The sequence below is a fragment of the Achromobacter sp. DH1f genome (assembly GCF_000633435.1).
In the GTDB taxonomy this organism is placed as follows: domain Bacteria; phylum Pseudomonadota; class Gammaproteobacteria; order Burkholderiales; family Burkholderiaceae_B; genus Achromobacter; species Achromobacter deleyi.
This window is the reverse complement of record NZ_AYMF01000001.1, coordinates 318,769-344,638: the sequence shown is the minus strand read 5'-3', so window position 1 is coordinate 344,638 and position 25,870 is coordinate 318,769. Positions and strand designations below refer to the sequence as shown.

General features: G+C 69.4%; 29 protein-coding genes. 14 read left to right on the top strand and 15 right to left on the bottom strand.

What is annotated here, in order from left to right; all coding sequences use genetic code 11:
* The first annotated feature begins 23 nt into the window (after positions 1 to 23).
* Positions 24 to 473, top strand: a complete 450-nt coding sequence (locus tag U858_RS0101630; RefSeq protein ID WP_025135449.1) for a helix-turn-helix domain-containing protein — start codon at positions 24 to 26, stop codon at positions 471 to 473.
* A 36-nt stretch (positions 474 to 509) separates the two neighbouring features.
* On the opposite strand, the gene U858_RS0101625 is transcribed toward U858_RS0101630, so the two are convergent.
* The 6 genes from U858_RS0101625 to U858_RS33530 all read right to left on the bottom strand — a co-directional run bounded on the left by U858_RS0101625 (position 510) and on the right by U858_RS33530 (position 4,954).
* Complete coding sequence (locus U858_RS0101625; protein ID WP_025135448.1) at positions 510 to 1,487, bottom strand: pyridoxamine 5'-phosphate oxidase family protein; 978 nt, start codon at positions 1,485 to 1,487, stop codon at positions 510 to 512.
* Between the two features lie 39 nt (positions 1,488 to 1,526).
* On the bottom strand, positions 1,527 to 2,156 hold the full coding sequence (locus U858_RS0101620; RefSeq protein ID WP_025135447.1) for a glutathione S-transferase family protein: 630 nt from the start codon (positions 2,154 to 2,156) through the stop codon (positions 1,527 to 1,529).
* Positions 2,157 to 2,349: 193 nt separating this feature from the next.
* Positions 2,350 to 2,742, bottom strand: coding sequence for a type II toxin-antitoxin system HicB family antitoxin (locus U858_RS0101615; protein ID WP_025135446.1), 393 nt, complete (start codon positions 2,740 to 2,742; stop codon positions 2,350 to 2,352).
* 57 nt (positions 2,743 to 2,799) lie between these two features.
* A complete protein-coding gene (locus U858_RS34605; RefSeq protein ID WP_369797629.1) occupies positions 2,800 to 2,958 on the bottom strand; it encodes a type II toxin-antitoxin system HicA family toxin in 159 nt (52 codons plus the stop codon).
* 103 nt (positions 2,959 to 3,061) lie between these two features.
* Positions 3,062 to 3,949: a LysR family transcriptional regulator gene (locus U858_RS0101610; protein ID WP_081821518.1), complete on the bottom strand. Its 888-nt coding sequence runs from the start codon at positions 3,947 to 3,949 to the stop codon at positions 3,062 to 3,064.
* Between the two features lie 51 nt (positions 3,950 to 4,000).
* A complete protein-coding gene (locus U858_RS33530; RefSeq protein ID WP_025135444.1) occupies positions 4,001 to 4,954 on the bottom strand; it encodes a LysR substrate-binding domain-containing protein in 954 nt (317 codons plus the stop codon).
* Between the two features lie 101 nt (positions 4,955 to 5,055).
* On the opposite strand from U858_RS33530, the gene U858_RS0101600 reads away from it, so the two are divergent.
* Positions 5,056 to 6,411 (top strand): MFS transporter, encoded by a 1,356-nt coding sequence (locus U858_RS0101600; RefSeq protein ID WP_025135443.1) that lies wholly within the window; start codon positions 5,056 to 5,058, stop codon positions 6,409 to 6,411.
* 82 nt (positions 6,412 to 6,493) lie between these two features.
* Here U858_RS0101600 and U858_RS0101595 read toward each other — a convergent pair whose 3' ends face one another.
* The gene (locus U858_RS0101595; RefSeq protein WP_025135442.1) at positions 6,494 to 7,387 is read right to left on the bottom strand and encodes a LysR substrate-binding domain-containing protein; all 894 of its coding nucleotides are present in this window, start codon (positions 7,385 to 7,387) and stop codon (positions 6,494 to 6,496) included.
* A gap of 142 nt (positions 7,388 to 7,529) precedes the next feature.
* Between U858_RS0101595 and U858_RS0101590 the strand changes: the two genes are divergently transcribed.
* Positions 7,530 to 8,189, top strand: a complete 660-nt coding sequence (locus U858_RS0101590; protein ID WP_025135441.1) for a flavodoxin family protein — start codon at positions 7,530 to 7,532, stop codon at positions 8,187 to 8,189.
* Here U858_RS0101590 and U858_RS0101585 read toward each other — a convergent pair.
* The 8 genes from U858_RS0101585 to U858_RS0101550 form a co-directional block, all read right to left on the bottom strand.
* Complete coding sequence (locus U858_RS0101585) at positions 8,098 to 9,120, bottom strand: alpha/beta fold hydrolase (protein ID WP_025135440.1); 1,023 nt, start codon at positions 9,118 to 9,120, stop codon at positions 8,098 to 8,100. The two genes, U858_RS0101590 and U858_RS0101585, sit on opposite strands and share 92 nt — an antisense overlap.
* Positions 9,121 to 9,242: 122 nt before the next feature.
* Positions 9,243 to 10,073, bottom strand: a complete 831-nt coding sequence (locus U858_RS0101580; RefSeq protein WP_025135439.1) for an AraC family transcriptional regulator — start codon at positions 10,071 to 10,073, stop codon at positions 9,243 to 9,245.
* A 52-nt stretch (positions 10,074 to 10,125) separates the two neighbouring features.
* Complete coding sequence (locus tag U858_RS0101575; RefSeq protein WP_025135438.1) at positions 10,126 to 11,085, bottom strand: proline dehydrogenase family protein; 960 nt, start codon at positions 11,083 to 11,085, stop codon at positions 10,126 to 10,128.
* Positions 11,086 to 11,175: 90 nt separating this feature from the next.
* A complete protein-coding gene (locus U858_RS0101570) occupies positions 11,176 to 12,090 on the bottom strand; it encodes a DMT family transporter (protein ID WP_025135437.1) in 915 nt (304 codons plus the stop codon).
* Between the two features lie 190 nt (positions 12,091 to 12,280).
* Positions 12,281 to 13,528, bottom strand: a complete 1,248-nt coding sequence (locus U858_RS0101565) for a D-amino acid dehydrogenase (RefSeq protein WP_025135436.1) — start codon at positions 13,526 to 13,528, stop codon at positions 12,281 to 12,283.
* Between the two features lie 178 nt (positions 13,529 to 13,706).
* Complete coding sequence (locus tag U858_RS0101560; RefSeq protein ID WP_025135435.1) at positions 13,707 to 14,144, bottom strand: Rrf2 family transcriptional regulator; 438 nt, start codon at positions 14,142 to 14,144, stop codon at positions 13,707 to 13,709.
* A gap of 19 nt (positions 14,145 to 14,163) precedes the next feature.
* Complete coding sequence (hmpA, locus tag U858_RS0101555; protein ID WP_025135434.1) at positions 14,164 to 15,381, bottom strand: NO-inducible flavohemoprotein; 1,218 nt, start codon at positions 15,379 to 15,381, stop codon at positions 14,164 to 14,166.
* A 111-nt stretch (positions 15,382 to 15,492) separates the two neighbouring features.
* Positions 15,493 to 16,155: a 4'-phosphopantetheinyl transferase superfamily protein gene (locus U858_RS0101550; RefSeq protein ID WP_025135433.1), complete on the bottom strand. Its 663-nt coding sequence runs from the start codon at positions 16,153 to 16,155 to the stop codon at positions 15,493 to 15,495.
* A 113-nt stretch (positions 16,156 to 16,268) separates the two neighbouring features.
* Between U858_RS0101550 and U858_RS0101545 the strand changes: the two genes are divergently transcribed.
* Genes U858_RS0101545 through U858_RS0101495 form a run of 11 tightly spaced genes read left to right on the top strand, consistent with a single transcriptional unit; the run spans position 16,269 to position 25,861 of the window.
* Entirely contained in the window at positions 16,269 to 17,021 is a 753-nt protein-coding gene (locus tag U858_RS0101545; protein ID WP_025135432.1) for a beta-ketoacyl synthase chain length factor, read from the top strand.
* Positions 17,018 to 17,896, top strand: coding sequence for a 1-acyl-sn-glycerol-3-phosphate acyltransferase (locus U858_RS0101540; RefSeq protein WP_025135431.1), 879 nt, complete (start codon positions 17,018 to 17,020; stop codon positions 17,894 to 17,896). Before U858_RS0101545 ends, U858_RS0101540 begins: the two co-directional genes overlap by 4 nt.
* Positions 17,897 to 17,940: 44 nt before the next feature.
* Positions 17,941 to 18,201 carry a phosphopantetheine-binding protein gene (locus U858_RS0101535; RefSeq protein ID WP_025135430.1) on the top strand — a complete coding sequence of 87 codons (261 nt, stop codon included), beginning with the start codon at positions 17,941 to 17,943 and terminating at the stop codon, positions 18,199 to 18,201.
* 16 nt (positions 18,202 to 18,217) lie between these two features.
* Positions 18,218 to 18,475 carry an acyl carrier protein gene (locus U858_RS0101530; RefSeq protein ID WP_025135429.1) on the top strand — a complete coding sequence of 86 codons (258 nt, stop codon included), beginning with the start codon at positions 18,218 to 18,220 and terminating at the stop codon, positions 18,473 to 18,475.
* On the top strand, positions 18,472 to 19,020 hold the full coding sequence (locus U858_RS0101525; RefSeq protein WP_025135428.1) for a membrane protein: 549 nt from the start codon (positions 18,472 to 18,474) through the stop codon (positions 19,018 to 19,020). Before U858_RS0101530 ends, U858_RS0101525 begins: the two co-directional genes overlap by 4 nt.
* Positions 19,021 to 19,023: 3 nt before the next feature.
* On the top strand, positions 19,024 to 20,712 hold the full coding sequence (locus tag U858_RS0101520; RefSeq protein WP_025135427.1) for an AMP-binding protein: 1,689 nt from the start codon (positions 19,024 to 19,026) through the stop codon (positions 20,710 to 20,712).
* Positions 20,699 to 21,451 (top strand): glycosyltransferase family 2 protein, encoded by a 753-nt coding sequence (locus U858_RS0101515; protein ID WP_025135426.1) that lies wholly within the window; start codon positions 20,699 to 20,701, stop codon positions 21,449 to 21,451. The genes U858_RS0101520 and U858_RS0101515 overlap by 14 nt, the downstream gene beginning before the upstream one ends.
* Positions 21,448 to 22,371, top strand: coding sequence for a glycosyl transferase (locus tag U858_RS0101510; RefSeq protein WP_025135425.1), 924 nt, complete (start codon positions 21,448 to 21,450; stop codon positions 22,369 to 22,371). Before U858_RS0101515 ends, U858_RS0101510 begins: the two co-directional genes overlap by 4 nt.
* Positions 22,364 to 22,813 (top strand): thioesterase family protein, encoded by a 450-nt coding sequence (locus tag U858_RS0101505; RefSeq protein WP_025135424.1) that lies wholly within the window; start codon positions 22,364 to 22,366, stop codon positions 22,811 to 22,813. Before U858_RS0101510 ends, U858_RS0101505 begins: the two co-directional genes overlap by 8 nt.
* Positions 22,810 to 23,550, top strand: coding sequence for an outer membrane lipoprotein carrier protein LolA (locus U858_RS0101500; protein ID WP_232786467.1), 741 nt, complete (start codon positions 22,810 to 22,812; stop codon positions 23,548 to 23,550). Before U858_RS0101505 ends, U858_RS0101500 begins: the two co-directional genes overlap by 4 nt.
* Entirely contained in the window at positions 23,534 to 25,861 is a 2,328-nt protein-coding gene (locus U858_RS0101495) for an MMPL family transporter (RefSeq protein ID WP_025135422.1), read from the top strand. The genes U858_RS0101500 and U858_RS0101495 overlap by 17 nt, the downstream gene beginning before the upstream one ends.
* Positions 25,862 to 25,870 lie beyond the last annotated feature (9 nt).

The window sequence follows — 25,870 nt, the reverse complement described above, 5'->3', positions numbered from 1 at the left end:
CGGCCGGCAAAGGTCCGCACGACATGGTCAAACGCACCAGCCTTGAAGGCGCTTCCTGTCCGGTGGCGCGCTCGCTCGACGCCATTGGCGACTGGTGGTCGCTGTTGATCGTGCGCGATGCGTTCGACGGCCTGCGGCGTTTTGGCGAATTCCAGAAAAGCCTGGGCGTGGCCAAGAACATCCTCAGCGACCGCCTGCGCACGCTGGCCGCGCACGGCATCCTGGCCACGGTGCCGGCCTCGGACGGCAGCGCCTACCAGGAATACGTGCTGACGGAAAAAGGCCAGGCACTGTTTCCCGTCATCGTCGGCCTGCGCCAATGGGGCGAAGACCACTACTACGGCCCCGCCGAAGCCCATTCCCAACTGATCGACCGCAAGCGCGGCCAGCCCGTCAAGCGGCTGGAAATCCGCGCCCAGGATGGCCGCTTGCTGGGGCCGGACGACACGCTGGTGCAGAAGGTCGACAGCTGATCGCCTGGATGCAATGCGGGTGCAATGCACACTCGGCTACGCCGATACCGCGCCCGGCCAGTGTCCCGTCGCCAGGGCGGTCGGCGAATAGCTGTTGAAGCGCCAGCGCAGGGCCAACGCCCCGGGCCGAGCGCGCACCCGCTGCACATGCACCCGCCACAGGCGCTCCGCGCCTTCGAAGGCAGCGATCTCCGGGCTGTCCAGCACCACTTCGGCGCGGCCCGACAGCTGCAGCACGTCGCCGCGTTCGAAGTCGATGAACAGCAGGCCGGCGCGCGGATTGATCACCAGGTTGCCCAGCGTGTTGAAGAAGCGGTTGCCAGAGAAATCCGGAACTGTCAGCGTATTGCCATCGACCCGCACGAAGCCCGGCTTGCCGCCGCGATGGGACACATCGACGCGGCGCCCGGCGGGCTCGGTGTCGGCGTAACTGGTAACGAACAGGGTGTCGGCTTGCGCGATGAGCGCGCGGTCGGCCTCGTTCAATGCGGCACGCTCATGCCCCGCGCCGGGAAAGCGTAGCGCGGGCGAACGCGAGAAAAAGAATTCGCGCGCCTGGATGTATTGTGGGCAGTTGCCGAAGGACTCGCCCACCGAAATATCGAAGCGCTTGCCGTCCCAGGCACTGATCTGTCCGTTCATGCGGTTGCGGCGGCGCGAGTGCAGCTCGATGCCCAGCAAGGCGATGGCCTGCCCTGCCCCCAGGCCCGCGGACAGCGGATCATCGGCGTCGGGCACGGCCGCCACGCGCAGCGTCGTCGGGTCCGGCGAACGCAGAAAGCCCGGCTCGCCCTCCAGCACGCCGGCCCACGGATCGCCCTGCGCGTCGACCGCGCCGGCCACCACGAAGGGCAACTGCTCGAAGAAGGTCCGGTGCTGGTCGGGCATGTAGTCGCGAATCACCTTGGCGCCGACCTGCGCCATGCGCTCGGCCATGCCGATGTGGGCCTGCAATTGGCGTTCGCCGGCATGCCAGGGCGCGGCGGGGGCCGGGTCTGTGACGGTGGCGTTCATGGTGGGTTCCTTGGCGGTGTCACACGCTTGGCCGCGGCATCAGGCTGCCAGCAGCCCGACGGGCGTGGTCACCATCGGCACGAAGCCCGGCAAGGCCTCGATCCGCGCCAGCCAGGCGCGCACCTGCGGATACGCCGCCAGCGACACATTGCCTTCGGGCGCATGCGCCACATAGGCATAGCAGGCCACATCGGCAATGGTGGGCGTGGCGCCCGCCAGGTAGCCGGTGGCGGCCAGTTCGTGTTCCATCACGGCCAGCAGCGCGTGGGCGCGCGTCAGCGTGGCCGGCACGTCATAGGGCGCGCCGAACACGGTGACCAGCCGCGCCGCGGCCGGGCCGCCGGCCAACGGACCGGATGCCGCCGACAGCCAGCGCTGCACTGCGGCCGCGCCCACGGCGTCTTCGGGCAGCCAGGCCTGGCCGTTGTAGCGCTTGCACAGGTACACCAGGATGGCGGTCGAATCCGCCACCACCACGCCATCGTCGTCGATGACCGGCACCTGGCCGAACGCATTCAGCGTCAGGAAGTCAGGCTGCTTCTGCGCGCCACTGCGCAAGTCCACCTCGACCACGCGGTGCGGCACCTGCAACAGGGACAGCATCAGCGCAACGCGGTGGGCGTGGCCGGACAGGGGAAAGCTGTAGAACGTCAGGGAAGCGGAGGACATGGCGCAATCTCAAGAATGGAAACAGGCTTCCATCTTGAACCGGCCCGGCCCGCCAGAGAACCGCCAGCGGGCGCAAGACACTATTGCGAAAAAAGGCGATATTCGGCCCTATGCCACTGCGCACTTGCGGCGCTGAAGCGCGCCTTGTCTGCAATCCGACAAGGCGCGGCAGCAGAGTCCACAGACTGTGCTTTCAACAAATCAATGCCATGTGGGCGATAAAGCCGCTTCTGCTTTCTCCAGCCGCTCGTGCTCGATCATCCAGGCGTTTCAGAATGCGCCGAGGCAAAGTGATATTCACGCGCTCGACGGACTCATCCATGACGGCGGGATCCACATCGACAATTGCCCAGACCCAGCCCTTGAATGCAGGATCACTTTGGTGGGTTGCAATGCTGGTGGGTGCGGGAACGGTCTCGCCAGAATCAATGGCGGCCTCAATCCAAAGCTCTATGGCCTCTTTGGCGTTATCAATTGCCTGATCGATCCCGTCATCCGCCGCTGAATAGCAACCGGGGAGATCAGGAACCACTACGCTCCAGCTCTGAGCATCGCTTCCGGGTTCGATTGCGATGGGGTATTTCATTACGGTATTCCTTCTTGTACGTCGAGAGGCCCCGGCTTGCAGCCAAGGGCCTGCTCTCTATTTCAAACCTGCTTTTGTCAGTATCTGGTGCACGAGGCCTTTACCTAGCTCCTTTTTGGGGTGGGGGACAACCAGGTGTCCGGGGCGGTCCGGGTGGTAATAGATGTGATGCGAGCCCTTTACTCTATTCAGCTTCCATCCGGACTGCAGCAGCATGTTGGTAAGTTCTCTGCTGTCCATATGCGTACTATACACACCTTGATGTGTATAGTACACACTGCCAGAAATGACCTCCTGGACCGACAGACCTGCCGTACGTTCACCCCGGCAGCGCCGCCAGGTCTTGCCGCAACGCGTCGACGCAGAAATCGACGAAGCTGCGGACCTTGGCCGAGCTTTTGCGGCCTTCGGGGTAGACGACGTGTACCGGTATCGGCGGCAGTTCGTAGTCGCGCAGCACCACTTGCAGTGCGCCGCTGGCCAGGTGACGGGCCACTTGATAGGACACGACCTGCGTCAGGCCCCAGTCTTCGCAGGCTGCCTTGATCGCCCCCTGGAACGAGGTGACCGTCAGTTGCGAGGCCATCGGCAGGCGCCGCGGCTGGCCGTCCTGCAGGAAGCGCCATTGCGGCCCGCGGCCTTCCATGGCGGCCGTGATGGTGCAGAACTGCGCCAGCGCGTCGGGCGTGTCCGGCGCGCCGAAACGCTGCAGGAAAGCGGGCGAGGCGCAGACGACGCGCCGCACGTGCCCCACCGCAATGGCCGTCAGCGACGAGTCGGGCAGCGCGCCGATGCGCACGGCTACGTCCACGCCTTCGTCCATCAGGTTCACCACGCGGTCCACCAGCAAGGCACGCACCGAGACCTCGCGATGCTCGCGCAGATAGCCCAGCACCGCGGGCATGACGTGCAGTTCGCCAAACAGGGATGGCGCGGTGATGTGCAATGACCCGCGCGGCGCGGCCATGGCGCCGGCGGCCGCATCGTCGGCCTGGTCGACGTCTTCGAGAATGCGACGGCAGTCCTGGGCGTAGCGCTCGCCGGCTTCGGTCAGGCGCAGGCTGCGGGTGGTGCGCACCAGCAGCAGGGCGCCCAGCCGGCGTTCCAGCGCGGAAACACTGCGGGTGACGGCGGGGGCCGACATGGCCAGGCGGCGGGCGGCGGCGGCAAAGCTGCGGGCTTCGGCCACCGCCAGGAACACGCTCATTTCGTGGAATCGGTTCAAGGCGTCGTGCCTCCGTGATGGCGTAGCGGCCAGTCAGGCCGAGAGGGCCCGTGGCTGGGGTGCGGACGGGACATTGCTGGCCGGTAGGCCGGGCGTGGCGGGCAAGGCGGCGACGCTGTCGCGCACGCATTGGCGCACGATGTCCGCCAGGGCCGCGGCGACAGGGCCGGGTTGACGCTGAGCGCCGTACAGCGACAGCGTGAGACTGGGCAACGGCGGCAGGCCCAGTTCGCCCGGCGCCAGCACGCGCAGGCCGGCGGGCAGGCCAAGCGGCGTGCGCACCATCAGCCCCAGGCCGGCGCTGACCGCCGCCCACAGGCCCGCCAGGCTGGGGCTGATGAAGGCCGACGTCCAGGCGATGCCGGCGCGGTCCAGCGCGTCGGTGGCGCGGCTGCGAAAAAGGCATGGCGCCTCGAAAGCCACCAGGGGCAAGGCGCTGCCGGCGCCTGCCCAGGCCAGGCGAGACGCGCCCGGCCCGATCCAGCACATCGGCAGTTCCGCCAACCGCGTTGCGTGCGGCTGCGACGCATCGACATCCCACGCCAACGCCAGATCCAGTTCGCCTGCGGCGATACGTTCGAGCAGGTCGGCATTGCGCGCCACGCGCGCTTCGATGCGGACCTGCGGGTGCGCGCGCGCAAACTGGCCCAGTACCTGCGGCAGCAGGATTTCACCGAAGTCCTCTTGCAGGCCCAGGCGCACCTGGCCCTGCAACTGCGCGCCGCGCACCGCCACGGCGGCCTGGTCGTTCAATTCGAGCAGCCGGCGCGCGTAGGCCAGCATGGTCTCGCCCGCGTCGGTCAGCGCCAGGCCGCGGCCGGCCTTGCGCAGCAGCGGCACCCCGGCCTGGTCTTCCAGCTTTTTGAGCTGTGCGCTGACGGCGGACGTGGATCGCCCGAGCCGGTCGGCCGCACGGCCGAAGCTGCCCAGTTCGACGCCGGCCACGAAGCTGCGCAGCACGTCCAGGTCAAACGTGATCGATCGCATGATCGTCCTGTTTTTCAAAACCTTCAGTTGAAAATTTCCTGATTTTCAGAACCATCTTACGAGCGCAGACTCAGACGCGTCAATCCTGCCTGGAACGCGCCATGTCCCTGTCCACCCTGTCCGCCTCGGCCACCCTGCCCGCCTCGTCCCCCCTTCGCCCTGCCCATCGCTGGAAGGTGTTGGCGGTGGGCGTGGCCGCCAATGCGGCGTTTTCGGCCGCCGCGGCCGGGCTGCCCGCCACGGCGGTCTTCATGCGCTCGGGCTATCGCCTGGACAACGACCAGTTGGGCCTGGCGCTTGGCCTGATGGGGCTGGGCGTGGCGCTGCTCGAACTGCCTTGGGGCATGCTGGCCGACCGCTGGGGCGACCGGCCCGTGCTGCTGGGCGGCCTGGGCGCCACGGCGGCGGCGCTGGCCTGGATGAGCGTGTTTGCCGCCCCCGTGCACGGCGCCGCGCCGGCTTTGTGGCTGCTGGCGCTGGGCCTGCTGCTGGTGGGCGTGATGGGCGGCAGCGTCAACGGCGCCAGCGGCCGCGCGGTGATGGCGTGGTTCGACGAGGGCGAGCGCGGCCTGGCCATGAGCATCCGCCAGACCGCCGTGCCGCTGGGCGGCGGGCTGGGCGCACTGGTGCTGCCGTGGCTGGCCTCGCAGGTCGGCTTTGCGGCGGTGTTCGGGCTGCTGGGCGGGCTGTGCGCGGGGGCTGCGCTATTGACGCTGGGATGGCTGCGCGAACCGGATCGGGCACCGGCCAAACCAGCTCGCGCCGCGAATGCTGGCCGGACGTTCAACGGTGCCCCTCCTGCTGGCGCGGCCCGCGTCCAAGCCATATCGTCCAACGCGTCCTCTGCCGCCCACCCGGTGCCCTCCAGCCCGCTGCGCGATGCCCGTGTCTGGCGGGCCGCGCTGGCCATCGGCCTGTTGTGCAGCCCGCAATTCGCGGTGCTGACGTTCGCCACGGTATTCCTGCACGACTACAGCGGCGCCGGCATCGCCACGCTGACCGCGGTGATGGTGGCGGTGCAGGTGGGTGCGATGGTGGCGCGCATCGCCAGCGGCCGCTGGACCGACCGCCGCGGCAACCGCCGCGCCTACCTGCGCGGCTGCGTCTGGCTGGGCTTCACGTTGTTCGCCGCGTTGGCCGGCGTGGCGTGGGCCGTGCGCGACACGGCGACCGATCCCGCCGCCGTGGCGGCGGTGGCCGCGCTGCTGGCGGTGGCGGGCATCTGCGTATCGGCCTGGCATGGCGTGGCCTATACCGAACTGGCTACGCTGGCCGGCGCGCAGCGCGCCGGCACCGCGCTGGGGCTGGCCAATACGTGCGTCTATCTGGGGCTGTTCCTGACGCCGCTGGCGCTGCCGCACCTGGTGGCGGCGGCGTCCTGGCCGCTGGCGTGGGGGGTGGCAGGCGGGTTGATGCTGGCGGCGCTGCCGCTGCTGCCACGAACGGCGCGGGCTTGAGCGACGACCACCCATACCGACCTGCCCGGGCCACACATGCACGCGCTCTTGGAGCGTCGGCGCGAGATCTGCCCTCCGGACCTTAGCCCTTGAATTCCTGCCGCAACCATGCCAGGAACGCCTTGACCGGCGGATGCCGTTCCCGCCCCGGCGCGCACAGGGCGGTGTAGGCGGCCCCCGGCACGCTGACCAGGGGCCGCAACGGCACCAGCGTGCCGGCCTTGACGCTGTCGGACACCATCACCGAGCTGGCCAGCACCAGCCCCTGCCCTGCAATGGCGGCCTGTAGCGCGTAGTGCTCTTCCTCATAAGCGTGTACCGCTGCCGGCTTGCGCCACGCCGGCAACCCGGCCGCCGCGCACCATTGCTGCCAGCCGTCTTCATACAGCGCGGAATCACGCCAGCGCACGGTCACCAGCGCGGGCCGGGTTCGGCCTGCGCGCTGCGCCTGCGCCACCACGGCCGGCGCGCCATAGACGCCAAACCATTCCTGCAATGCGCAGGCCGCGTGCAGCGCCGGATAGCGCCGGCTGCTGTAGCGGATCGCTACGTCGACGCTGGCATCCTGCAGCAGGTCGATGGTTTCGGCCTGGGCCGACAGGCGCAATTGGTATTGCGGATACGCCTGGTAGAAGCGCCCCAGCCGCGGCACCAGCCACAACGCCGCGAAGGAATGGGTGGTGGACAGCGTCAGCGCCCCCGCCGCGCTGGCCGGCCGCAGGGCGTCAAGCGTCTGCGCAATATCGAGCAAGGCGCCGTGCGCGCTGGCGAACAGGCGCGCGCCGCTGTCGGTCAGTCGCACGCCCTGCGGCACGCGGTCGAACAGCGCCACCCCCGCATGGCGCTCCAGCGCCTTGATCTGGTGCGACACCGCCGTGGGCGTGACGGACAGCTCGGCTGCGGCCAGCTTGAAGCTGCGCAGCCGCGCGGCGGCTTCGAACGTGCGCAGCGCCGTGACGGGCAACGAGGCGAACATGAGGAGGCCCTCGTGGATGAATTCAATTCATCGTAGGCGAGAAATGCTCGTTTGTCGCGGCCCGGGCGGGTGCCTACATTTTGAAATCGGCGAGGGTGTCCTTTCCGGCCCGCCCGCCCTTCCTTCATTCGAGGCCTTGAACATGAATTCAAATCATCAGTTGAAGTTGTTGATCCTGGCGGGCAGCCCGCGCCGGGACGGCAACAGCGCCGCCCTGGGCGCCGCCGCCCGACGCGGCGCGCAAGCGGCGGGCACGTCGGCCACGCTGCTGTTCCTGGACGACTACATCAAGGGTTTTCTACCGGACCTGCGCCACGCGTCGGCGCCCGATGACCGCTATGCCGAATTGTTCCTGGACCACTACCTGCCCGCCGACGGCGTGTTGTTCTGCACGCCGCTGTACTGGTATGGCATGTCGGCCCAGACCAAGGCGTTCTTTGATCGTTCGTTCACGCACTATGCCGGCACGGGTCCGGAGCCCGAGCGGGTCAAGGCGGCCATGGCCGGCAAGCGCCTGGGCCTGGCGGTGGCGTCGGAAGAAACCTATCCCGGCGCGGTGCTGGGCGTGGTGCACCAGTTGCAGGAATTTGCCCGCTACACGCACGCGGACTTCGTCGGCTGCGTGCACGGGTCGGGCAACACCCGCGGCGAGATCGCGGCAGACCCGCGCCACCCGCTGCAGGCTGCCCAGGCCCTGGGCGCCGAGTTCTTCACGCGGAAATACTCGGACTACCGGTTAGAGACGCCACGCAGTCGCAACGTATGGGGGTCGCCCCCGCCAGACGACGCTCGCCCCGCGTAAGCCAGCCCAACGCGATGGGCCAGAGCGAGTCGCGGAAACGTTCGTGGAAGAAGGCGAAATGGCCGATGCCGTCCAGCCCCAGCGAGGCCGGGGCCAGCCGCAGATGGGTGCGGGCGCTGCCCGTGAAGTAGCCGAGCAGCCGGCCGATGGCGGCCTCGGTGCCGAATTCGTCGTCGGTCACGCTCAACGCCAGGATGGGCGCCGTGACCGCCGCCATCGCGGCCACGCGGCGCGCGCCCGCCGGCCCGCCGCGCGTCTCGAAGCGCGGGCCCATGAAGCTCCAGTCCCGTACCACGCCACGCGGCGTGTCTTCCAGCCAGCCCAGCCGGCGTCCCGGGAAGTAGCCCAGGCTGGCGGCCAGCAGCGGCATGGCCACGTGCCATTTGGCCAGCATGCGCAGGCGATGCCCTGCGGCGTAATCGCGCCAGTAGGCGTACTGCGCACCCATGGTGAAGATGCGGCGCAGCCCCTGCGCGGACGGTGCCAGGCCCGTGACGAAGCCGCCGATGCTGTGCGCCACCACGTCCACGGGCTGCCCTGGAAAATGCGCCGCGACAAAGCGCAGAACTGCTTCGAAGTCCTGCTCGCCCCAATCCATCCACGAGGCCTGGAAGCCGCGCAAGGAGTCCGGACGCGACTCGCCGATGCCGCGGTAGTCGTAGGTGACGACGTCAAAGCCATGCTGGTACAGGTAGGCCGCAAAGCGCGCGTAGTAGCGGCAGCGCACGGAAGTGGCCGCGTTGATGACGACGACAGGCCGCCGGGCTACCCCAGGTTCAGCGTCATCAGGCCGATCCCCATCAGGCCGGATGGCGTCAAACCAGGCCGCCTCTGGATCGGCGCCGCTTGCGGCCGCATCCGCATGGCGCCACATATAGCCCCCCAGCGCCACCCCGTCCGCGGCGCGCAAGGTGATGCGTTGAGCTTCCATTTTCACATTCCTTTCTATCAATCGATCAAGCAAAGAAACCTGGCGAACAACTCGATTAAATCCGGAGAAAATACCCGATTCAACCGATTATTCGTTGCTCATCACATGATTTATAGGAATGTCTATAGCCCCATTGCGCGGGCGGCCGACCGGTTCATCATCCCCGGCGGACTGCCGTAGACCTGCTTGAATACCCGCGTCAGATGGGCCTGGTCGGCGAACCCGACCGCCGCCGCGGCCTGCGCCAAGGGCAGGCCGCCACGCAGCAGCGCACGGGCGCGCGCCACCCGCCAATTGCGCAGCCAGGCTTGCGGGGGCAGGCCGTAGCGCCGCGCGAACTGCTTGACCAGCGTGCTGCGGTGCTTGCCTTCGGCCCGCGCCAGCGCCTCCAGGTCCGGTGCACAGGCCGGATCGGACCGCATGCGTTCGAACAGCAGCGCACAGACATCCGGCTCGGTCGAACCCGTTGCCTTGCCCCCGTCCATCGCCTCGCCCACCGGCTGCCCATGCGCGGCCAGCAACGCGAACAACGCCGCCGACAAACGGCCGCGGCGCACGGCGGCGCCGGTGTCGTCCGGCGCCAGCGCCGCCAGCCATTGATCGCACAGCGCCGCGCCGCGGATGACCGGCCCCGGCAACGTCAGGCCGTTCTCACGCAACGCCCACGCATGGTCCCGAAACCAGGCCGGCTCGATATACGCCATGCGGTACGCCAGCAGGCCCGCCGAAGTGCCGCCGGTATGCACCTGCCCGGGCGCGATCACCACCAGGTCGCCCTCGCCCGCCTCGAAGGCAGCGCCGCGCACGGTGAAGGTACAGCGCCCCTGGGCGATGGCGCCAATGGACCAGGCGTCGTGAAAGTGGGCCTCGAAGCGGTAGGCGCGCAGGTCGGCAATCAGCACGTCGCCGGGCAGGCCCGCGCCGCAATGCCAGATATGTTGGGAAACCGCCATCGAAGAATCGCCAGGAAAGAAACAGGACCCGCCGCCGCGGCGGCGATGGCGGCTATCCGAAATAGTCGGCCTCCGACGCCAGCGACCGCGCCAGCAGCCAGGCGTTGCGGGGATTTTCGCCCACCCGGCGGATGGCATAGGGCCACCAGTCGGCGCCGAACGGCAGATACACCCTGACGTTATAGCCCAGCCGGCGCAGCGCCAGCTGCCAGTCGGGCCGCACGCCGTAGAGCATCTCGAATTCAAAGGCATCGGGCGCCCAGCCGCGCTCGCGGGCCAGCGCCATGATGGCGCCGGCCAGGCGGTCATCGTGGGTGCCGAACACCGGCAGAAAGCCGGCCGCGCGCGCGGCGGGCGACAACATGATGGACGCGGCGTCCAGATAGGCGTGGTCGATGCCGGCGCGGCCCGGGTGATCCAGCGCGCGTTCGGGAAAGGCGCCCTTCACCAACCGCAGCGAGGTGCGCTGGCCGATCGCCCAGGCCAGGTCTTCGGGGGTGCGGCGGCGCCGCGCCTGCAAGGTCAGGCCGATGGGCAGGCCCGCCGCCAGCAACGCGCGATGCAGCGCGCAGGTGCGGTCGCGGATGGCCGAGTCTTCCATGTCCAGCACCACCCAATCGCGGCCGCCGGCCGCCGCCTGGCGCGCACTGTCGGCGATGCGCCGCGCGTTGCCCGCCCCCAGCGCGTCATCACGCATGTAGCCGATGGCGGTGGGGTCGATGGAGACGTGCACATCCAGCCCCGCCTGGCCCAGGGCCGTTGCCGCCTCGATCGCCTGGCCCACGTTGTGTTCGATGGCGGCCGGGTCGGCCACGTATTCACCCAGGTAGAACAGCGACGCGCGGATGCCGTGCGCTTCGCGCAGCCGGACCGCGGTGCGCACGGCCTGGTCGATGTCGGCCCCGCCGACGAAACGCCGCGCCAGCGAGGTCCGGGCGGCCAGGCCGCGCATGGCCCGGCCGATGCCCGGGCTGCGCGCCAGCGTGATGGCGGTTTTCTGGAATAGGCTCATGGGCGCTCCGTGCGAAAAGCGCCACTATGGAAGGGCCGCGCGGGCCTGTCTTGAACAGGAGTGAATCCCGCGCGGCCAGAACCGATTGCGTCAGACCTTGCCGGCGGCCAGCCCCGCCGCCCGGTCGCGGCCGAACAAGGGCCGCTGCACCGTCTGCGCCAGCAACACCCCGGCCAGCGTCACCGCGCCGCCCAGCAGGTGATAGCCGTGCAGTTGCTCGCGCAGCAGCACGAAGGCGGCCAGCGCGGTGAACAGCGGCAGCAGGTTGATGAAGATACTGCAGCGGTTGGGCCCCAGGCGGTGCACGCCTTCGATCCACAGGAACGACAGCAGCACCGACGAGAAAATGCCGGCATACAGGATCAGCGGAATCGTCTTCGTGTCCAGCGCGGCCTGCGCCGCGGGCACCTGCAAATACAGCGGCAGCATGTACAAGAGCGCAAAGATCGACTGCACGAAAGTGGACTGCCACGCCGGCACCGGCACCTTCCAGTGGCGCAGCAGCACGCCGTACAGCGCATAGGAAAACGCCGCCAGCAGCATCAGGCCGTCGCCCACGTGGATGCCGTGCTGGAACACGCTGAGCATGTCGCCCTGCCCCACCAGGTACATCAGCCCCAGGAACGACAGTGCGCCCCCGGCCGCCATGCCCAGCGTCAGCGGATCACGCAGGATCACCACGCTGAGCAGCATGCTCAGCAGCGGGATCAGCGCAGTCAGGATGGCCATGTTGGTGGCGGTGGTGGTTTCGGCGGCGCGATACGACAGCGCCTGGAACAGGGCCGAGGACAGCGCGCCGTACAGCGCCAGCTTGGGCCAATGGCGCAGGATGGTCTTGCGGTTGCGCCAGGCGGGCACGGCCGTGAACAGACTCATGATCGCCAGCGCCAGGATCAGCCGGTAGAAGGTGATGGCGGTGGGCGAGATGGCGCTGGCGGCCATCTTGGAGACGATGACATTGCCCGCCCAGAACAGGATGGCGAACAATGGAAACAGGTAGGACATGATGGGTTCACTCGCAGGAGGGGAATCGGCTCATCCGCGGCGAGGCAAGCGCCCGGCCAGCAGATGACCGCCATCCTATTGAGCGCCCGCGCGCCCGTCTGCCGATGAACTGGCACAGACTATCTTGAAATGGACATTTCGCTAGCCCCGCCGCCACGAGGCGGCGACGCCAGCCTGGATCACGCCGCGGTCAGGGCCGGAACATCGCCTCGTCCAGCGGCGCCTGCAACCCCGCCATGCGCGCCGTCAGCAGCGCCGCGCTGCCGCAGGCCAGGGTGAAGCCCAGCGCGCCCTGGCCGATGTTCAGCCACAGGTTGTCGGCGGCCGGGCTGCGGCCGATCAGCGGCTTGCCCGTGGGCGTGGCCGGACGCAGGCCGGCCCAGGGAATGGCCTGCGCCAGGTCCAGCGCCGGAAAGGCTTCGGCCACCTGGCGCTTGAGCAGCGCGATACGCACGGGGTCGATGTCGGCGTTGCCGCTGCCGATGTCGACCATGGCGGCAATGCGCAACACTCCGCCGACGCGGGCGTAGACGATGCGGCGTTCGTAGTCGGTGACGCTGATGCGCGGCGCCACGGTGTCGTCGCCCGCCAGCGGCACGGTCAGGCTATAGCCCTTCAGCGGATACAAGGGCACGTCGTGCCCCAGCGGCCGCAGCAGGTCGCGCGTACCGATGCCCGTGGCCAGCACGATGGCGTCCGCCCCGATATCGCCGTCGCGGGTGTGCACGGCCACGATGCGGCGGCCTTCCCGCTGCAAACCCGACACCGGGTTCGACATGGCGCACTGCACATTGGCCACGCCTTGCAGCCGGTCGAACAGGGCCTGCGTGAACTGGCGGCAATCGCCCGCCTCTTCGCTGGGGGTGTAGATAGCACCTGCCAGGCTGGCGCCCATACCGGCCAACGCGGGTTCGCGCGCCAGCGTCTGGGCGGCATCCAGCACCTGCTGGTCGGACCCATGGGCGGCCTGGTAGGCCACCAGCGCGCGCGCCTTGTCCAGCAGGGCCACGCTGCGGTAGGCGATCAGCTTGCCGTTCTTGAGATGGCCGAATTCCAGGTTTTCCTGTTCCAGCAGGGTGTGCATGGCGTCGCGGCTCAGATACGACAGCGCCAGCAGTTGCGCGGTGGAGTCGCGCGCCACCGACGCGCGGCAGGCCAGAGCGAATTGCAGGCTCCAGCGCCATTGGTGGGGGTCCAGCCGCGGCCGAAAGCGCAGCGGCGAATCGCCACGCAGCAACCAGCCGGGCACGCTGGGCAGCACCCCTGGCCCGGCCAGCGGCGCCACGTAGCTGTAGCTGAGCTGGCCGCCATTGGCATAGCTGGAGACCTCGGCCGGGTGCGCATGCGCATCCACCAGCACCACGTCATGCCCCTGGCGCGCCAGGAAATAGGCCGACGTTACGCCCACCACCCCGGCCCCGATTACGCACACGCGCATACCTGCATCCAAATAAAAGATTGGCAACCTTTCTATTCTGGAGGGTGAGACGAACGGTAGCAAATCACCAGGTTCGGGGTGGCCATAACCCAGGCTCATGGGCCTGGGCGCGAGCCGGCCCACGCGACGGACGACATGCGCACGACAGAGCCGGCCGTACGCCGCGACAGGGGCAGGCCTACGCCGCGCGATGCAGCTTGATGATGGCCGCGGCCGTGGGGTCGCGCACCAGGTCGGCCAGCGTATGGCTGTTGAGTGCCTCGTAGAAGGCTTGCAGCGTCTGCGCCAGCACGCCCGCCAGGCGGCAGGCGCCGTCCAGCGCACAGGGCGGCTCGCGGCAGTCGATCAGGGGGCCCTGCTGTTCCAGTTCGCGCACCAGGTCGCCCAGCCGGTACTGCCCCGGCGGATGCGCCAGCGCCAGGCCGCCGCCCTTGCCGCGCGACGTGCTGACCCAGCCGCGCTGCGACATGAAATGCACCACCTTGACCAGGTGGTTGCGCGACACGTCAAAGCGCGCGGCGATCTCCGGAATGGTGACCGCCGCGGGCCGGTCGCGGCATTGCGTCAGGTACATCAGGACGCGCAGGCCGAAGTCGGTGAATCGGGTCAGTTGCATGGGCGCCAGGATACACCGGTCAGGCGGGTGCGCCGCCGCTGCCGAAGGCCTCGGCGTGGATCCGGTCCGCCGCCACCCCCAACGCCAGCAGCGTCTCGCGCTGGGCCCGCATGAAGCCGGCCGGGCCGCACAGGTAGTAGTCGGCGTCCGGCACGATGGCCTGGTCGCGGATGGCGCGCAGGTCGACGCGGCCGGCATGGTCGTAGTCGCGCCCCGGCTGGTCGCCGCTGGCGACTTCTTCGTAGAACACCGCTTTGCGCACGTTGCCGCGCGCGGCGGCCACTGCGTTCACGTGGTCTTTCATGGCATGCACCGCGCCATTGCGACAGCCATGCACGAAGCGGATCTGGCGCGGATCGTCGGTGGCCACCAGGTGGTTCAGCATCGACATCATGGGCGTCAGGCCCACCCCGCCGCTCACCAGCACCACGGGCGCGGCGTTGTCTGCGCGCAGGTGAAAATCCCCCTGCGGCGGGGCCACGTCCAGCACGCCGCCTTCCTGCAGGCGGTCATGCAGCGCGTTGGAGACGCGGCCGGCAGGCGTCTCTGCGCCCGCGGGTTCGCGCTTGACGGAAATACGCAGGCGGTCCTGCCCCGGCGCGTCCGACAGGCTGTATTGGCGCGGCTGCATCAGGCCCAGTTCGGGCACGAAGATGCGCACCGACACGTACTGGCCGGGACGGTAGTCGGGCACCGTGCCGCCGTCGGCCGGCGCCAGGTAGAACGAGGTGATGTCCGCGCTTTCGGGCTGTTTGCCCACCACGCGGAAGGCGCGCCAGCCGGTCCAGCCGCCCGGCTTGGCCGCCGACTCCGCGTACAGGCGGGCCTCTTCGGCGATCAGCATGTCGGCCAGTTGGCCGTAGGCGGCCGCCCAGGCGTCCACCAGTTCATCGGTGGCGGCCTCGCCCAGCACCTCGCGGATGGACGCCAGCAGGTGGCGGCCCACGATCGGGTAATGCTCGGGGCGGATACCCAGGCTGACGTGCTTGTGCACGATGCGCGTCACCACCGGCGCCAGCACCGACGGGTCGTCGATGTGCTCGGCATAGGCGGCCACCGCGCCGGCCAGCGCCTGCTGCTGTTCGCCGCCGGCCTGGTGCCCCTGGTTGAAGACGTGCTTGAGTTCGGGGTTGCCGTCGAACATGCGGGCGTAGAAATGGCGGGTCAACGCCACCCCATGGGTCTTCAGGACGGGGGCCGTGGCCTTGACCAGGGCGCGGATCTGCGGGCTCAACATCGACTGCTCCTTGCGCTGCGGATGGATCCGGCGGAGTTGCCGGACATCCGGTTTTAAACATGCATTAATAATACATCTTTAACTGCGCAAGGCAAAACTGCCTGATGCGGTTCAGCCGGCACCGCCCTCCCATTGGCCCAATTGCCGCAGCGGCGGCAGCTCGCAGCCGGCCGCCGTGCGCCAGTCGATACCCGGGTCCGGTGCGCCCGCGGCGATCTGCCAGACAGCCGCCGCGACCCAATCGTCGCCCAGTTGCCAGACCGCCGCCCGCCAGTGCCCGGGCGGCGGGCGCAGCGCCGGTTGGCCCGCCGGCTGGGGCGCCAGGCCGACCGAGGCCATGTCCGCCGGAAAATCCAGCCCGGCGGCTTTGATGAAGGCTTCTTTCAGGGTCCAGAGCAGGTAGAAGCGCGTCTGCCGCAACGGCGTGGCGGCGGCCTGCAGCCAGGCGCGTTCGGTGTCGCTGCACACCCAGCCGGCCAGGGCGTCGAGATCGCGTGGCCGCAGGCGTTCCAGGTCGGCGCCGACGGCCTGGCCGGCCGGCGCCTGCGCGCACAGGGCGTGGCCGCCACTATGGCTCAGCGACAGCGCGTGGGGCCCGGCGCTGGCAGCGCGCACGGCTTGCAGCAGCGCGCGGCTGACGCGCCAGTCAAGCCAGGCCTTGGCCGAGCGGATGGCTGGGGCGCGGCGAGCGTCGTCGGCGGATAGCTGCTCAGGCCGGTATTGATGGGCGGCGCTTTGGCTGGCCCACCACAAGGCAAGTTCCCGATTGCTCACGCCATTTAGTAACAAATTGATATTTGAAAATGACAAATACGTGCCGTTAACAACATCTTAGTAACGTCTAAAAACAATTCACCTATTTACGATCATAGTAATATCGCGCGCTTATGCTGACCTTCTCAATCGCGCAGTGGCAGGGTTGGACATCGGGTATTGAAGACGCGAGCAGCTGGAAGCATTGGGCTGAACATCCTTATTGTCCCGTTGGCGAAACCTGCCCGCCCCGCCTGGAATTCCTGCCTCCGATGCAGCGCCGTCGCCTGACCCCGATGGCGCGCTCGGTGTTCGAATGCGCCTGGCCGGTGGCTGATGGCCACGCCCCCATGCCGCTGGTATTTGCCTCGCGCCATGGCGAGACCACTCGCAATTTCGGCCTGCTGCAATCCCTGGCTGCCGGCGAACCGCTGTCGCCCACCGCCTTCGGCCTGTCGGTGCACAACGCCATCGCCGGACAGTGGTCGATCATACGCCGCGAAACCACCGAATCCGTGGCCCTGTCGGTCGAAGACGACGGATTGGAACACGCTTTCCTGGAAGCCGGGCTGCTGCTGGCCGACGGCCACGCCGACGTGCTGGTGGTGCTGGCCGAAGAACGCCCTCCCGCGCCGTATGCGCCCTGGATCGACGACGTGCCCTTCTCGTACTCGGCGGCCTTCCGCCTGCGCGCCGGCACCGATTGGCGTCTCGAAGCGGCTGCACGCCCGGCCTTGTCCGCCAAGGCTGCCACCGATGCGTCCGGCGCCGATGCGTCGCAGCCCTGGCCCAATACACTGAACCTGCTGCGCCACCTGGCGCTGCACACCCCCACCTGGCGGCACGCCAACCGCGCCCGCCAATGGCTCTGGACCCGCTCGGCATGACGCCCTCGCCGCTTTCCCCCGCTCCCGCCGTCGCACGCCAGGACTTCTGGCTCTGGCGCCTGATCGCCACCGGCATGGCCTTCACGATGTTCGGCCTGGGCGGGCTGCTGCTGCGCCTGGTGGTGTTCCCGCCGCAGCGCCTGATCCCCGGCAATGCCGCCGACCGCCAGCGCCGCGCGCGCTGGGCCCTGAACGGCACGTTCCGCTTCTTCATCCGCTTCATGGTGCGGGTGGGCATCCTGACGGTCGAATTCAAGGGCGCCGAACGCCTGGGCAAGCCCGGCCAGATGATCCTGGCCAATCACCCGTCGCTGCTCGACGTGGTGTTTCTGGTGGGCCATGTCAAGAATGCCAACTGCATCGTCAAGCACGGCCTGGCGACCAACCCGTTCACGCGCGGCCCCATCAGCAACGCCGGCTACATCACCAACGATGAAAGCTTCGACATGTTCGACCGCGCGGCCGACGTACTGCGCAACGGCGAAACCCTGATCGTCTTCCCGGAAGGCACCCGCACGCCGCCCGACCGCCTGCCGCAGTTCCACCGCGGCGCCTGCGCCATCGCGCTGCGCGGCGCCCGCGTGGTGACGCCGGTGGTCATCCGCATGAATCCGCGCAGCCTGACCAAGGGCGAACCCTGGTATCGCATCCCGCCGTGCCGCATGCGCTATGTCATTCAGGTTGGCGAAGACATTGATCCGGCAACATGGTCCAATGCGCACCCGCTGCCCATCGCCGGGCGCAAGATGAACGACTACCTGCACGCCTATTTCGAAGCCGAACTGACGCGCGATGCGTCCAGCGGCATCGCGGGGCCTGACGCAACGCCGGCAGCCATCTTCCCGGCCGCCAAGACCGATAACGAACACGCCTGATAACGAACAAGCGCGAACCGCGCCGCAAGTGGAGTGCAAGCTGGATGAATCAACTGGAAACCGAGCTCAAGACGCTCGTCATTGAATCCCTGGGCCTGGAAGACATCACGCCCGACGACATCGACCGCGAGGCCCATCTGTTCGGCGACGGCCTGGGGCTGGATTCCGTCGATGCGCTGGAATTGGGCCTGGCGCTGCAAAAGCGCTACGGCATCACGATCGACCCCGAAACGCGCAACATGCGCGAGCACTTCGCCAGCATTGCCAACCTGGCCGAATTCGTCGCGGCCCAGCGCCGCAACTAAGGCATTGGAGTTGACTATGCACACCCGCGACGAAATCTTCGACACGCTGCGCGATGCGCTCAGCGAACTGTTCGAGATCGAACCCGAGCGCATCACGCCAGAAGCCAACCTGTACACCGACCTGGAAATCGACAGCATCGATGCCATCGACCTGATCGACCACGTGCGCCGCCAGACGGGCCGCAAGCTCGACGCCAACGACTTTCGCAGCGTGCGCACGGTCGAAGACGTGGTGCAGGCCATCTGCAAGAAGCAGCAGGACGCCGCCGCATGATGCGAGGCGCGGCGCCCGCCCTGGCCATAGCCGGTCTGGCCTACCCCTTCGTCGTGCATGCGACGCTGGGGCGGGTCGACGCGGCCTGGCTGGCGCTGCCGCTGGCCCTGCTGTGGCTGGCACGCGCCCTGACGCGCGGCGCCGACACGCCCGGCGGGCGCCTCTTGCCGCTGGCCGCCGTGGCGTTCTGCCTGGTGCTGGCGGTATCGAATTCGCAAGACTGGCTGCGCTGGTACCCGGTGATGATCAACGCCATGCTGCTGGCCGTGTTCGGCGCCAGCCTGCGCCGGGGCCGGCCGGTCATCGAACGCCTGGCGCGGCTGCGCCACCCCGATCTGCCCGAGGCCGGCGTGCGCTACACGCGCAAGGTCACGCAGGTCTGGTGCGGTTTTTTCACCCTCAACGGCGCCATCGCGGCCGCCCTGGCGGCCTGGGCCCCCTGGACCTGGTGGACGGCCTACAACGGCGCCATCAGCTATGCGCTGATGGGCCTGCTGCTGGGCGGCGAATGGCTGCTGCGGCCCGCTGCGGCAAAGGCGGTTTGAGCGGTGGCCTGGATTCCCCTGACGCATCTGCTGCTGCCCGCCGACAACGCGCCAGTCGCCGACGACCCGCCCCTGTCGCGCGCCGCATTCGCCGCGCAATGCCTGACGGTGGCCGGTGCGCTGCAGGCCCGCGCGATCGGCCGCGCCGCGCTCTGGTTCGATGACGCGGCCGAGCTGGCCACCGCCCTGTATGCCTGCTGGCGCGCCGGCATCACCGCCGTGCTGCCCGGCGATGCACGGCCCGCCACCTGCACGCTGCTCGACGCCAGTGTCGACGCCTGGCTGACCGACACCGATCTGCCGCCCACCGCGCGCCCGGCCTGGCGCCTGCACACGCTGCAAGACGCGCCGGCCCTGCCGCCCGCCGCACTGGACCCGGCGCAGGCCTTGGTGCTGTGCACGTCCGGCTCCAGCGGCACGCCCAAGCACATCCTGAAAAGCTGGGGCCAGCTGGCGCGCGAAGTCGACGCCCTGCAGCGCCAATGGCCCGACGCCATCGGCCCGGTGCTGGGCAGCGTGTCGGCGCAGCACATGTATGGCCTGCCATTTCGCGTGCTGTGGCCCCTGTGCGCCGGCCGACTGATCGACCGCCGCCAGCGCCATTACCCCGAAGACCTGCAACAGGCCAGCCTGAGCCACGCCGCGTTCACCTGGATCGCCAGCCCCGCGCTGCTGCGCCGGCTGGGCGACCGGCTGGACTGGGCCCAGTTGCGCGGCCGCCTGGGCCGCATCTATTCGTCGGGCGGCGCGTTGCCCGCCGACGTCTCCGACGCCATCGAGCAGCAGCTGGGCCTGCACCCCACCGAAATCTACGGCAGCTCGGAAACCGGCGCCGTGGCCTGGCGCAGCGGCGCCGCCCCGTGGCAGCCGCTGCCCGGCGTGGCGATCAGCCTGGATGCCCAAGGCGCGCTGCGCGTGGCGTCGCCCTGGGTCGAGGCCGCCGACGAGCAGACCGCCGACGGCGCGGACCTCACCGCGGGCGGCTTCCAGCTGCTGGGCCGCCTGGACCGTATCGTCAAGATCGAAGAAAAACGCATCGCGCTGCCCATGATCGAACAGGCGCTGGCGCACCACCCCTTCGCGGCCGAGGCCCGCGTCGGCCGGCCCACGGACGCGCTGCGCCTGACGGCGCTGGTGGCGCTGTCCGCAGCCGGCCTGCACGCGCTGCGCAACCAGGGCCGCCGCGCCGTGGTCGACGCGCTGCGCCTGCACCTGGCGGCAAACGTCGATTCGCTGGCCATTCCCCGCAGTTGGCGGCTGCTGCGCCAACTGCCCTGGAATGCCCAGGGCAAGATGCCGCAGGCGGATTTCGATGCCGCGGCGGGCGAGCGTCCGCTGCATCCCATGGCCGACAGCCAGCCCGCCGACAGCGCCGACGAACGCCGCTACCGCGTCGAGATTCCCTGCGACCTGGCCTACTTCAGCGGCCACTTCCCGACCGCGCCCGTGGTGCCTGGCGTGGCGCAGATCACCTGGGCCCTGTCGCTGACGCAACGCGACCTGCAACCCGGGCTGCGTTTCGCCGGCATGGAAGCCCTGAAATTCCAGCGCTTGCTGCGCCCCGGCGACGTCGCCGAACTGGCCCTGCGCTGGGATGCCGGCAAGCAGAAGCTGTATTTCGCCTACACGCTGGACGGTGCGCCCTGCTCGTCAGGCCGCGTGCTGCACGGAAGCTGCCATGACGCCGCATAGGCTCTGCGCGGTCATCCCCGTGTACAACCATGGTGCCACCGTGGCCGCCGTGCACGCGCAACTGGCGGCGCTGGGCCTGCCTTGCGTGCTGGTGGACGACGGCTCGGCGCCCGATTGCGCCGCGGTGCTGGACGGCCTGGCAACCCGGCCGGACACGCACCTGGTGCGCCGTCCAGAGAACGGCGGCAAGGGCGCCGCCGTGCAAGACGGCCTGCGCGCGGCGCGCCGCCTGGGCTACAGCCACGCACTGCAGGTCGACGCCGACGGCCAGCATGCCCTGACGGACACCGCCGCCTTCGTGCAGGCCTCGCGCAACCAGCCGCAAGCCGTCATCTGCGGCGCCCCGGTGTATGGCGACGATGTGCCGCGCAGCCGCCTGTACGGCCGCTGGCTGACCCGCGTGTGGGTCTGGATCAATACCCTGTCGCTCGATATTCCCGACGCCATGTGCGGTTTCCGCGTCTATCCGCTGGATGCCGTGCTGCCGGTCATCGACCGCGCGCAGGTCGGCCGGCGCATGGACTTCGACATCGCCATTCTGGTGCGGCTGCATTGGCGCAGCGTGCCCATGGCCTGGCTGCCCACCCGCGTGGTCTACCCCGAGGGCGGCGTGTCGCATTTCAAGGCGCTGCGCGACAACGTCCTGATCAGCCGCATGCACGCCCGCCTGTTCTTCGGCATGCTGGCGCGCTCGCCCGCGCTGCTGCTGCGCCGGCTGGCCAAAGGCGTACGCACATGACCGCCGCCGATCCCCACTGGGCCGACCAGTCCGAACGCGGCAGCCCCCTGCTGATGCGCCTGACCGCCTGGGCCGCGCGCAACATCGGCCGCCGCGCCGTGGCGCCGGTGGTGTGGCTCGTGGTGCTGTATTTCTATGTGTTCGGCCCGCGCGCGCGCCGCGCCATCACCGCCTACCAGCGCCGGCTGGCCGCGGCCGGCGGCCTGGCCACGCCGCTGCCCCGGTCCTTGCCCGTCTACCGCCAGTACCTGGCATTTGCCCAGGCGCTGCTGGACAAGCTGGACGTCTGGCAGGGCAAGATCACGCTGGCCGACCTGGACATCATCGACCCCGACGCCCTGCATGCGCAGATGGGCGTGGGGCGCGGCCAGATCCTGGTGGGTTCGCACCTGGGCAATCTTGAGGTGTGCCGCGCACTGGCCGAAAAATCCGGCCTGCTCAAACTGAACGTGCTGGTGCACACCAAGCACGCCGTGCATTTCGGCCGGCTGCTCGACGAAGCCGGCGGCGGCCTGCGCATGATCCAGGTCAGCGAACTGGATGCGGGCGTCATGCTCGACCTGGCCCAGCGTCTGGATCGCGGCGAATGGCTGGCCATTGCCGGCGATCGCGTGCCCTTGGCCGGCGACCGCACGACCCAGGTCGACCTGCTGGGCAGCGCCGCGCTGCTGCCGCAGGGGCCCTGGCTGCTGGCCGGCCTGCTGCGCTGCCCGGTCAACCTGTTGTTCTGCACCCGCCACGGCGCGCGCTACCGCGTGGCCATGGAACGCTTGAGCGACGGCATCGAATGGACGCGCGCCACGCGCCAGCCGCAGATCGCGTCCTGGACGCAGCGTTACGCCGACCGCCTGGGCGCACACTGCCGCCAGGCGCCGCTGCAATGGTTCAACTTCTACCCTTTCTGGAAAGACGATGCGTAAACGCGGCGCCCTGGGCGCGCAAGTCGAGATCCGGGTGCCTTTCTACGACGTCGATTCGATCAACGTCGTCTGGCACGGCCATTACGTCAAATACCTGGAAGAAGCCCGCTGCGAACTGCTCGACAGCCTGGGCTACGGCTATGACGCCATGCGCGCCAGCGGCTACGTGTGGCCGGTCATCGACCTACAGCTGCGCTACGCCCAAGCCGCCCAGTTCGGCCAGCGCCTGGTGGTGCGCGCCGAGCTGGTCGAATGGGAAAACCGCTTGAAGATCAACTACCTCATCTGCGAGGCCACGACCGGCCAGCGCCTGACCCGGGCCAGCTCCGTGCAGGTGGCCGTCTGCATGCAGACCCGCGAGATGCAGCTGGCCTCGCCTGCCGCCCTGGTGGATGCGGTGCGGCGCAAACTTGAAAGCGATGCCTCGGAGCACGCCGCATGAACCGCTACCCGAACGCGCTGCCGCATCACGGGCTGAACCGCCAGCCGAACCCTTTGCCGACCGGGCTGCCGGATCGCTTGTGGCCGCGAGGATTGCCGCGGGGGTTGCCGAATGGGCTACCCCGCCTGGCCGGCGGCATCGTGCAGCGCCTGCTGCTGTGCATCGCGCTGGCCATGCTGCCCTGGGCCGCCCACGCCTTCACGCTGGATGACCTGCAGCAGCAACTGCGCGCCACCCCCATCGTGCGCGGCCACTTCGTGCAGCAGAAATTCCTGCGCTCGCTGCCCCAGCCGCTGACCAGCCGAGGCGACTTCACCCTGGCCAATGGCCGCGGGCTGCTGTGGCTGCTGCGCAGCCCCATCGCGCAGGACCTGCGCATCAGCGCCGACGGCATTGCGCGCCGCGGCCCCGACGGCGCCTGGCAGGCGTTGCCGCAGCATACCGGCGCCGGCCGTGAAAACCGCCTGTTCCTGTCCGTGCTGGCTGGCGACACCAGCGGCCTGCGCGAGAACTTCGACCTGACGCTCACCGGCGACGCCAACGCCTGGCAGCTGATGCTGCTGCCGCGCTCGGTGCTGCTGCGCCAGATCTTCGAAAATATCCAGATCAACGGGGGCAAGCTGGTCGACCGCATCGAACTGCGTGAAGTGCAAGGCGACCGCAGCGTGCTGCAGATGACCGACGCCGTGGCGGCCGACGCGCTGACGCCCGAGGAGCAACGTGCCTTCGGCCTTTGAACGCTGGCTGCCGCGGCTGTTCAAGCTGGGGCTGTTGCTGCTGCTGTGCCTGGGCGCATGGCAGTGCCGCAACGGCTGGCCCGTGTCCGCCAACCTGATGGAACTGGTGCCGCAGGCGCAGGCCGACGCCACCCGCCAACTGGCCGAGGCCCGCATCCAGGAACCGCTCAGCCGCCAACTGGTGGCGCTGGTGGCGGCCCCCGCGGGCGGTGACAGCGCTGCCCCGGCGCGACTGCTGGCGCAGCGCTGGCAGCAAAGCGGCCTGTTCGAATCCGCGTTGGTCGACGTCGACGTCGACCTGCCCGAACTGCGCACGATCCTGCTGGCCAACCGCCTGGCCCTGCTGTCCGCCGCGCAACGCCGCCAGTTGCTCGAAGACACTCCTGCCTTTGCCCAGCGCCGCGCGCGCGAACTGGTCGACCCCTTTGCGTCGTCCAGCGCCGTGCCGGTCAACCAGGACCTGCTCGGCCTGACCCGGCTGGGCGAACAGGCGCTGCGCCCGGGCGGCGCGGTGCAGTACGACGTGGCCACCGGCACGCTGCTGGCCGAGCATGACGGCCGCGCCTGGGTGCTGGTACGCGCCACCACGCGCGAAGACGCCTTCGACAGCAATGCCCCCGCGCGCATCGCCGCGCAGATCGCGCAAGACCGCCAGGCGCTGGCCGCCACCGGCGCCGACCTGCTGGTGGCCGGCGGCGCGCTGTACGCAGCGGCCGGGCGCGCCCAGGCCGTGGCCGAAAGCAGCTGGATCGGCGGCATTGCGGTTGCCGGCATCGTGCTGGTGCTGCTGCTGGCGCTGCGCCGCTGGCAGGCGCTGCTGGCGCTTGCGCCCGTGGTCGTCGGCCTGATCGCCGGCACGGTGGCCTGCGTGGCCGTGTTCGGTTCGATCCACGTGCTGACCCTGGTGATCGGCGCCAGCCTGATCGGCGTGGCGGTCGATTTTCCGATGCACTGGCTGGGCAAGAGCTACGGCATGCCCGACTGGCGCGCCTGGCCCGCGCTGCACCGCGTGCTGCCGGGCCTGACCATCAGCCTGGCGGCCAGCCTGGTGGGCTACGTGGCCCTGGCGTTCACGCCCTTTCCCGCCCTGACCCAGACCGCGGTGTTTTCCGCCGCCGGCCTGCTGGGCGCCTATGCCTGCACCGTATGCCAACTGCCCGCCTGGCTGCGCAACTTCCGCCCCCGCCCCTGGCCGCCGCTGCTGCGTGGGGCCCAGGCGGCGCTGGCCGCACGCGAACGCCTGGCCGGCCGCCGCGGCGTGCTGTGGGCCGGCGCCCTGCTGCTGGCCGCTGCCACTACCGGCGGCATCGGCCGCCTGAACATCCAGGACGACCTGCGCCAATGGCTCGCCCTGCCCGCGCCGCTGTTGCAGCAGGCGCGCCAAATCGGCGAAATCACCGGTTTCATGCCCACCAGCCAGTTCTTCCTGGTGCGCGCCCAAGACCCGGACGAACTGCTGCGCCGGCAAGCGCAGATCGCGCGGCAACTGGATACGCTGGTCGCTGCCGGCGGCCTGCAGGCCTACAACGCCCTGAGCCAGCGCGTGGCGCCCATGGCCGATCAGCAGGCCGCCGCGGCCGCGCTGAACCAGCTGGCCGACCAGCCCCAGGCCTGGCAGCCGCTGACCGACATCGGCGTGCCGTTCGACGTCATCCGGCAGGAACTTCAATCGCTGGCGGCCCTGCCGCCCGTCACGCTGGACGCCGCCATGCAGGGCCAGGTCGGTGAACGCTGGCGCCCGCTGTGGCTGGGCCAGCGGGATGGCGAAGCCGCCGGCATGGTCACGCTGCTGGGGCTGCGCGACCCGGCGGCCCTGGCCGCCATCGCCCAGTCCACGCCCGGCGTCACGCTGGTGGACCGCAGCGGCGAGCTGAACCGCATGTTCACCGCCACCCGCATCGAGGCCGCCGAACTCAAGCTGCTGTCGTACGCCGTAGCGGCGCTGCTGTTGTGCCTGACGCTGGGCCGCGCGGCCGCCTGGCGCATTCTCACCGTGCCGCTGGCCGCCACCGCGTGCAGCCTGGCCGCGCTGGGCTACCTGGGCCAGCCGCTCACGCTGTTCAGCCTGTTCGGGCTGCTGCTGGTGTCGGCCATCGGCGTGGACTACGCCATCTTCATGTACGAGCGGGTCGCCGGCGCGGCGGCCAGCCTGGTGGGCATCGTCCTGGGCGCCCTGACCACCTTGCTGTCGTTCGGCCTGCTGGCCGTCAGCAGCACCCCGGCCATCGCCAACTTCGGCATGGCGGTGGCGCTGGGCGTGGGCTTTTCGCTGCTGTGGGCGCCATGGGTGCGGCCCGCGGCCAAGGCCTGACACCGTCAT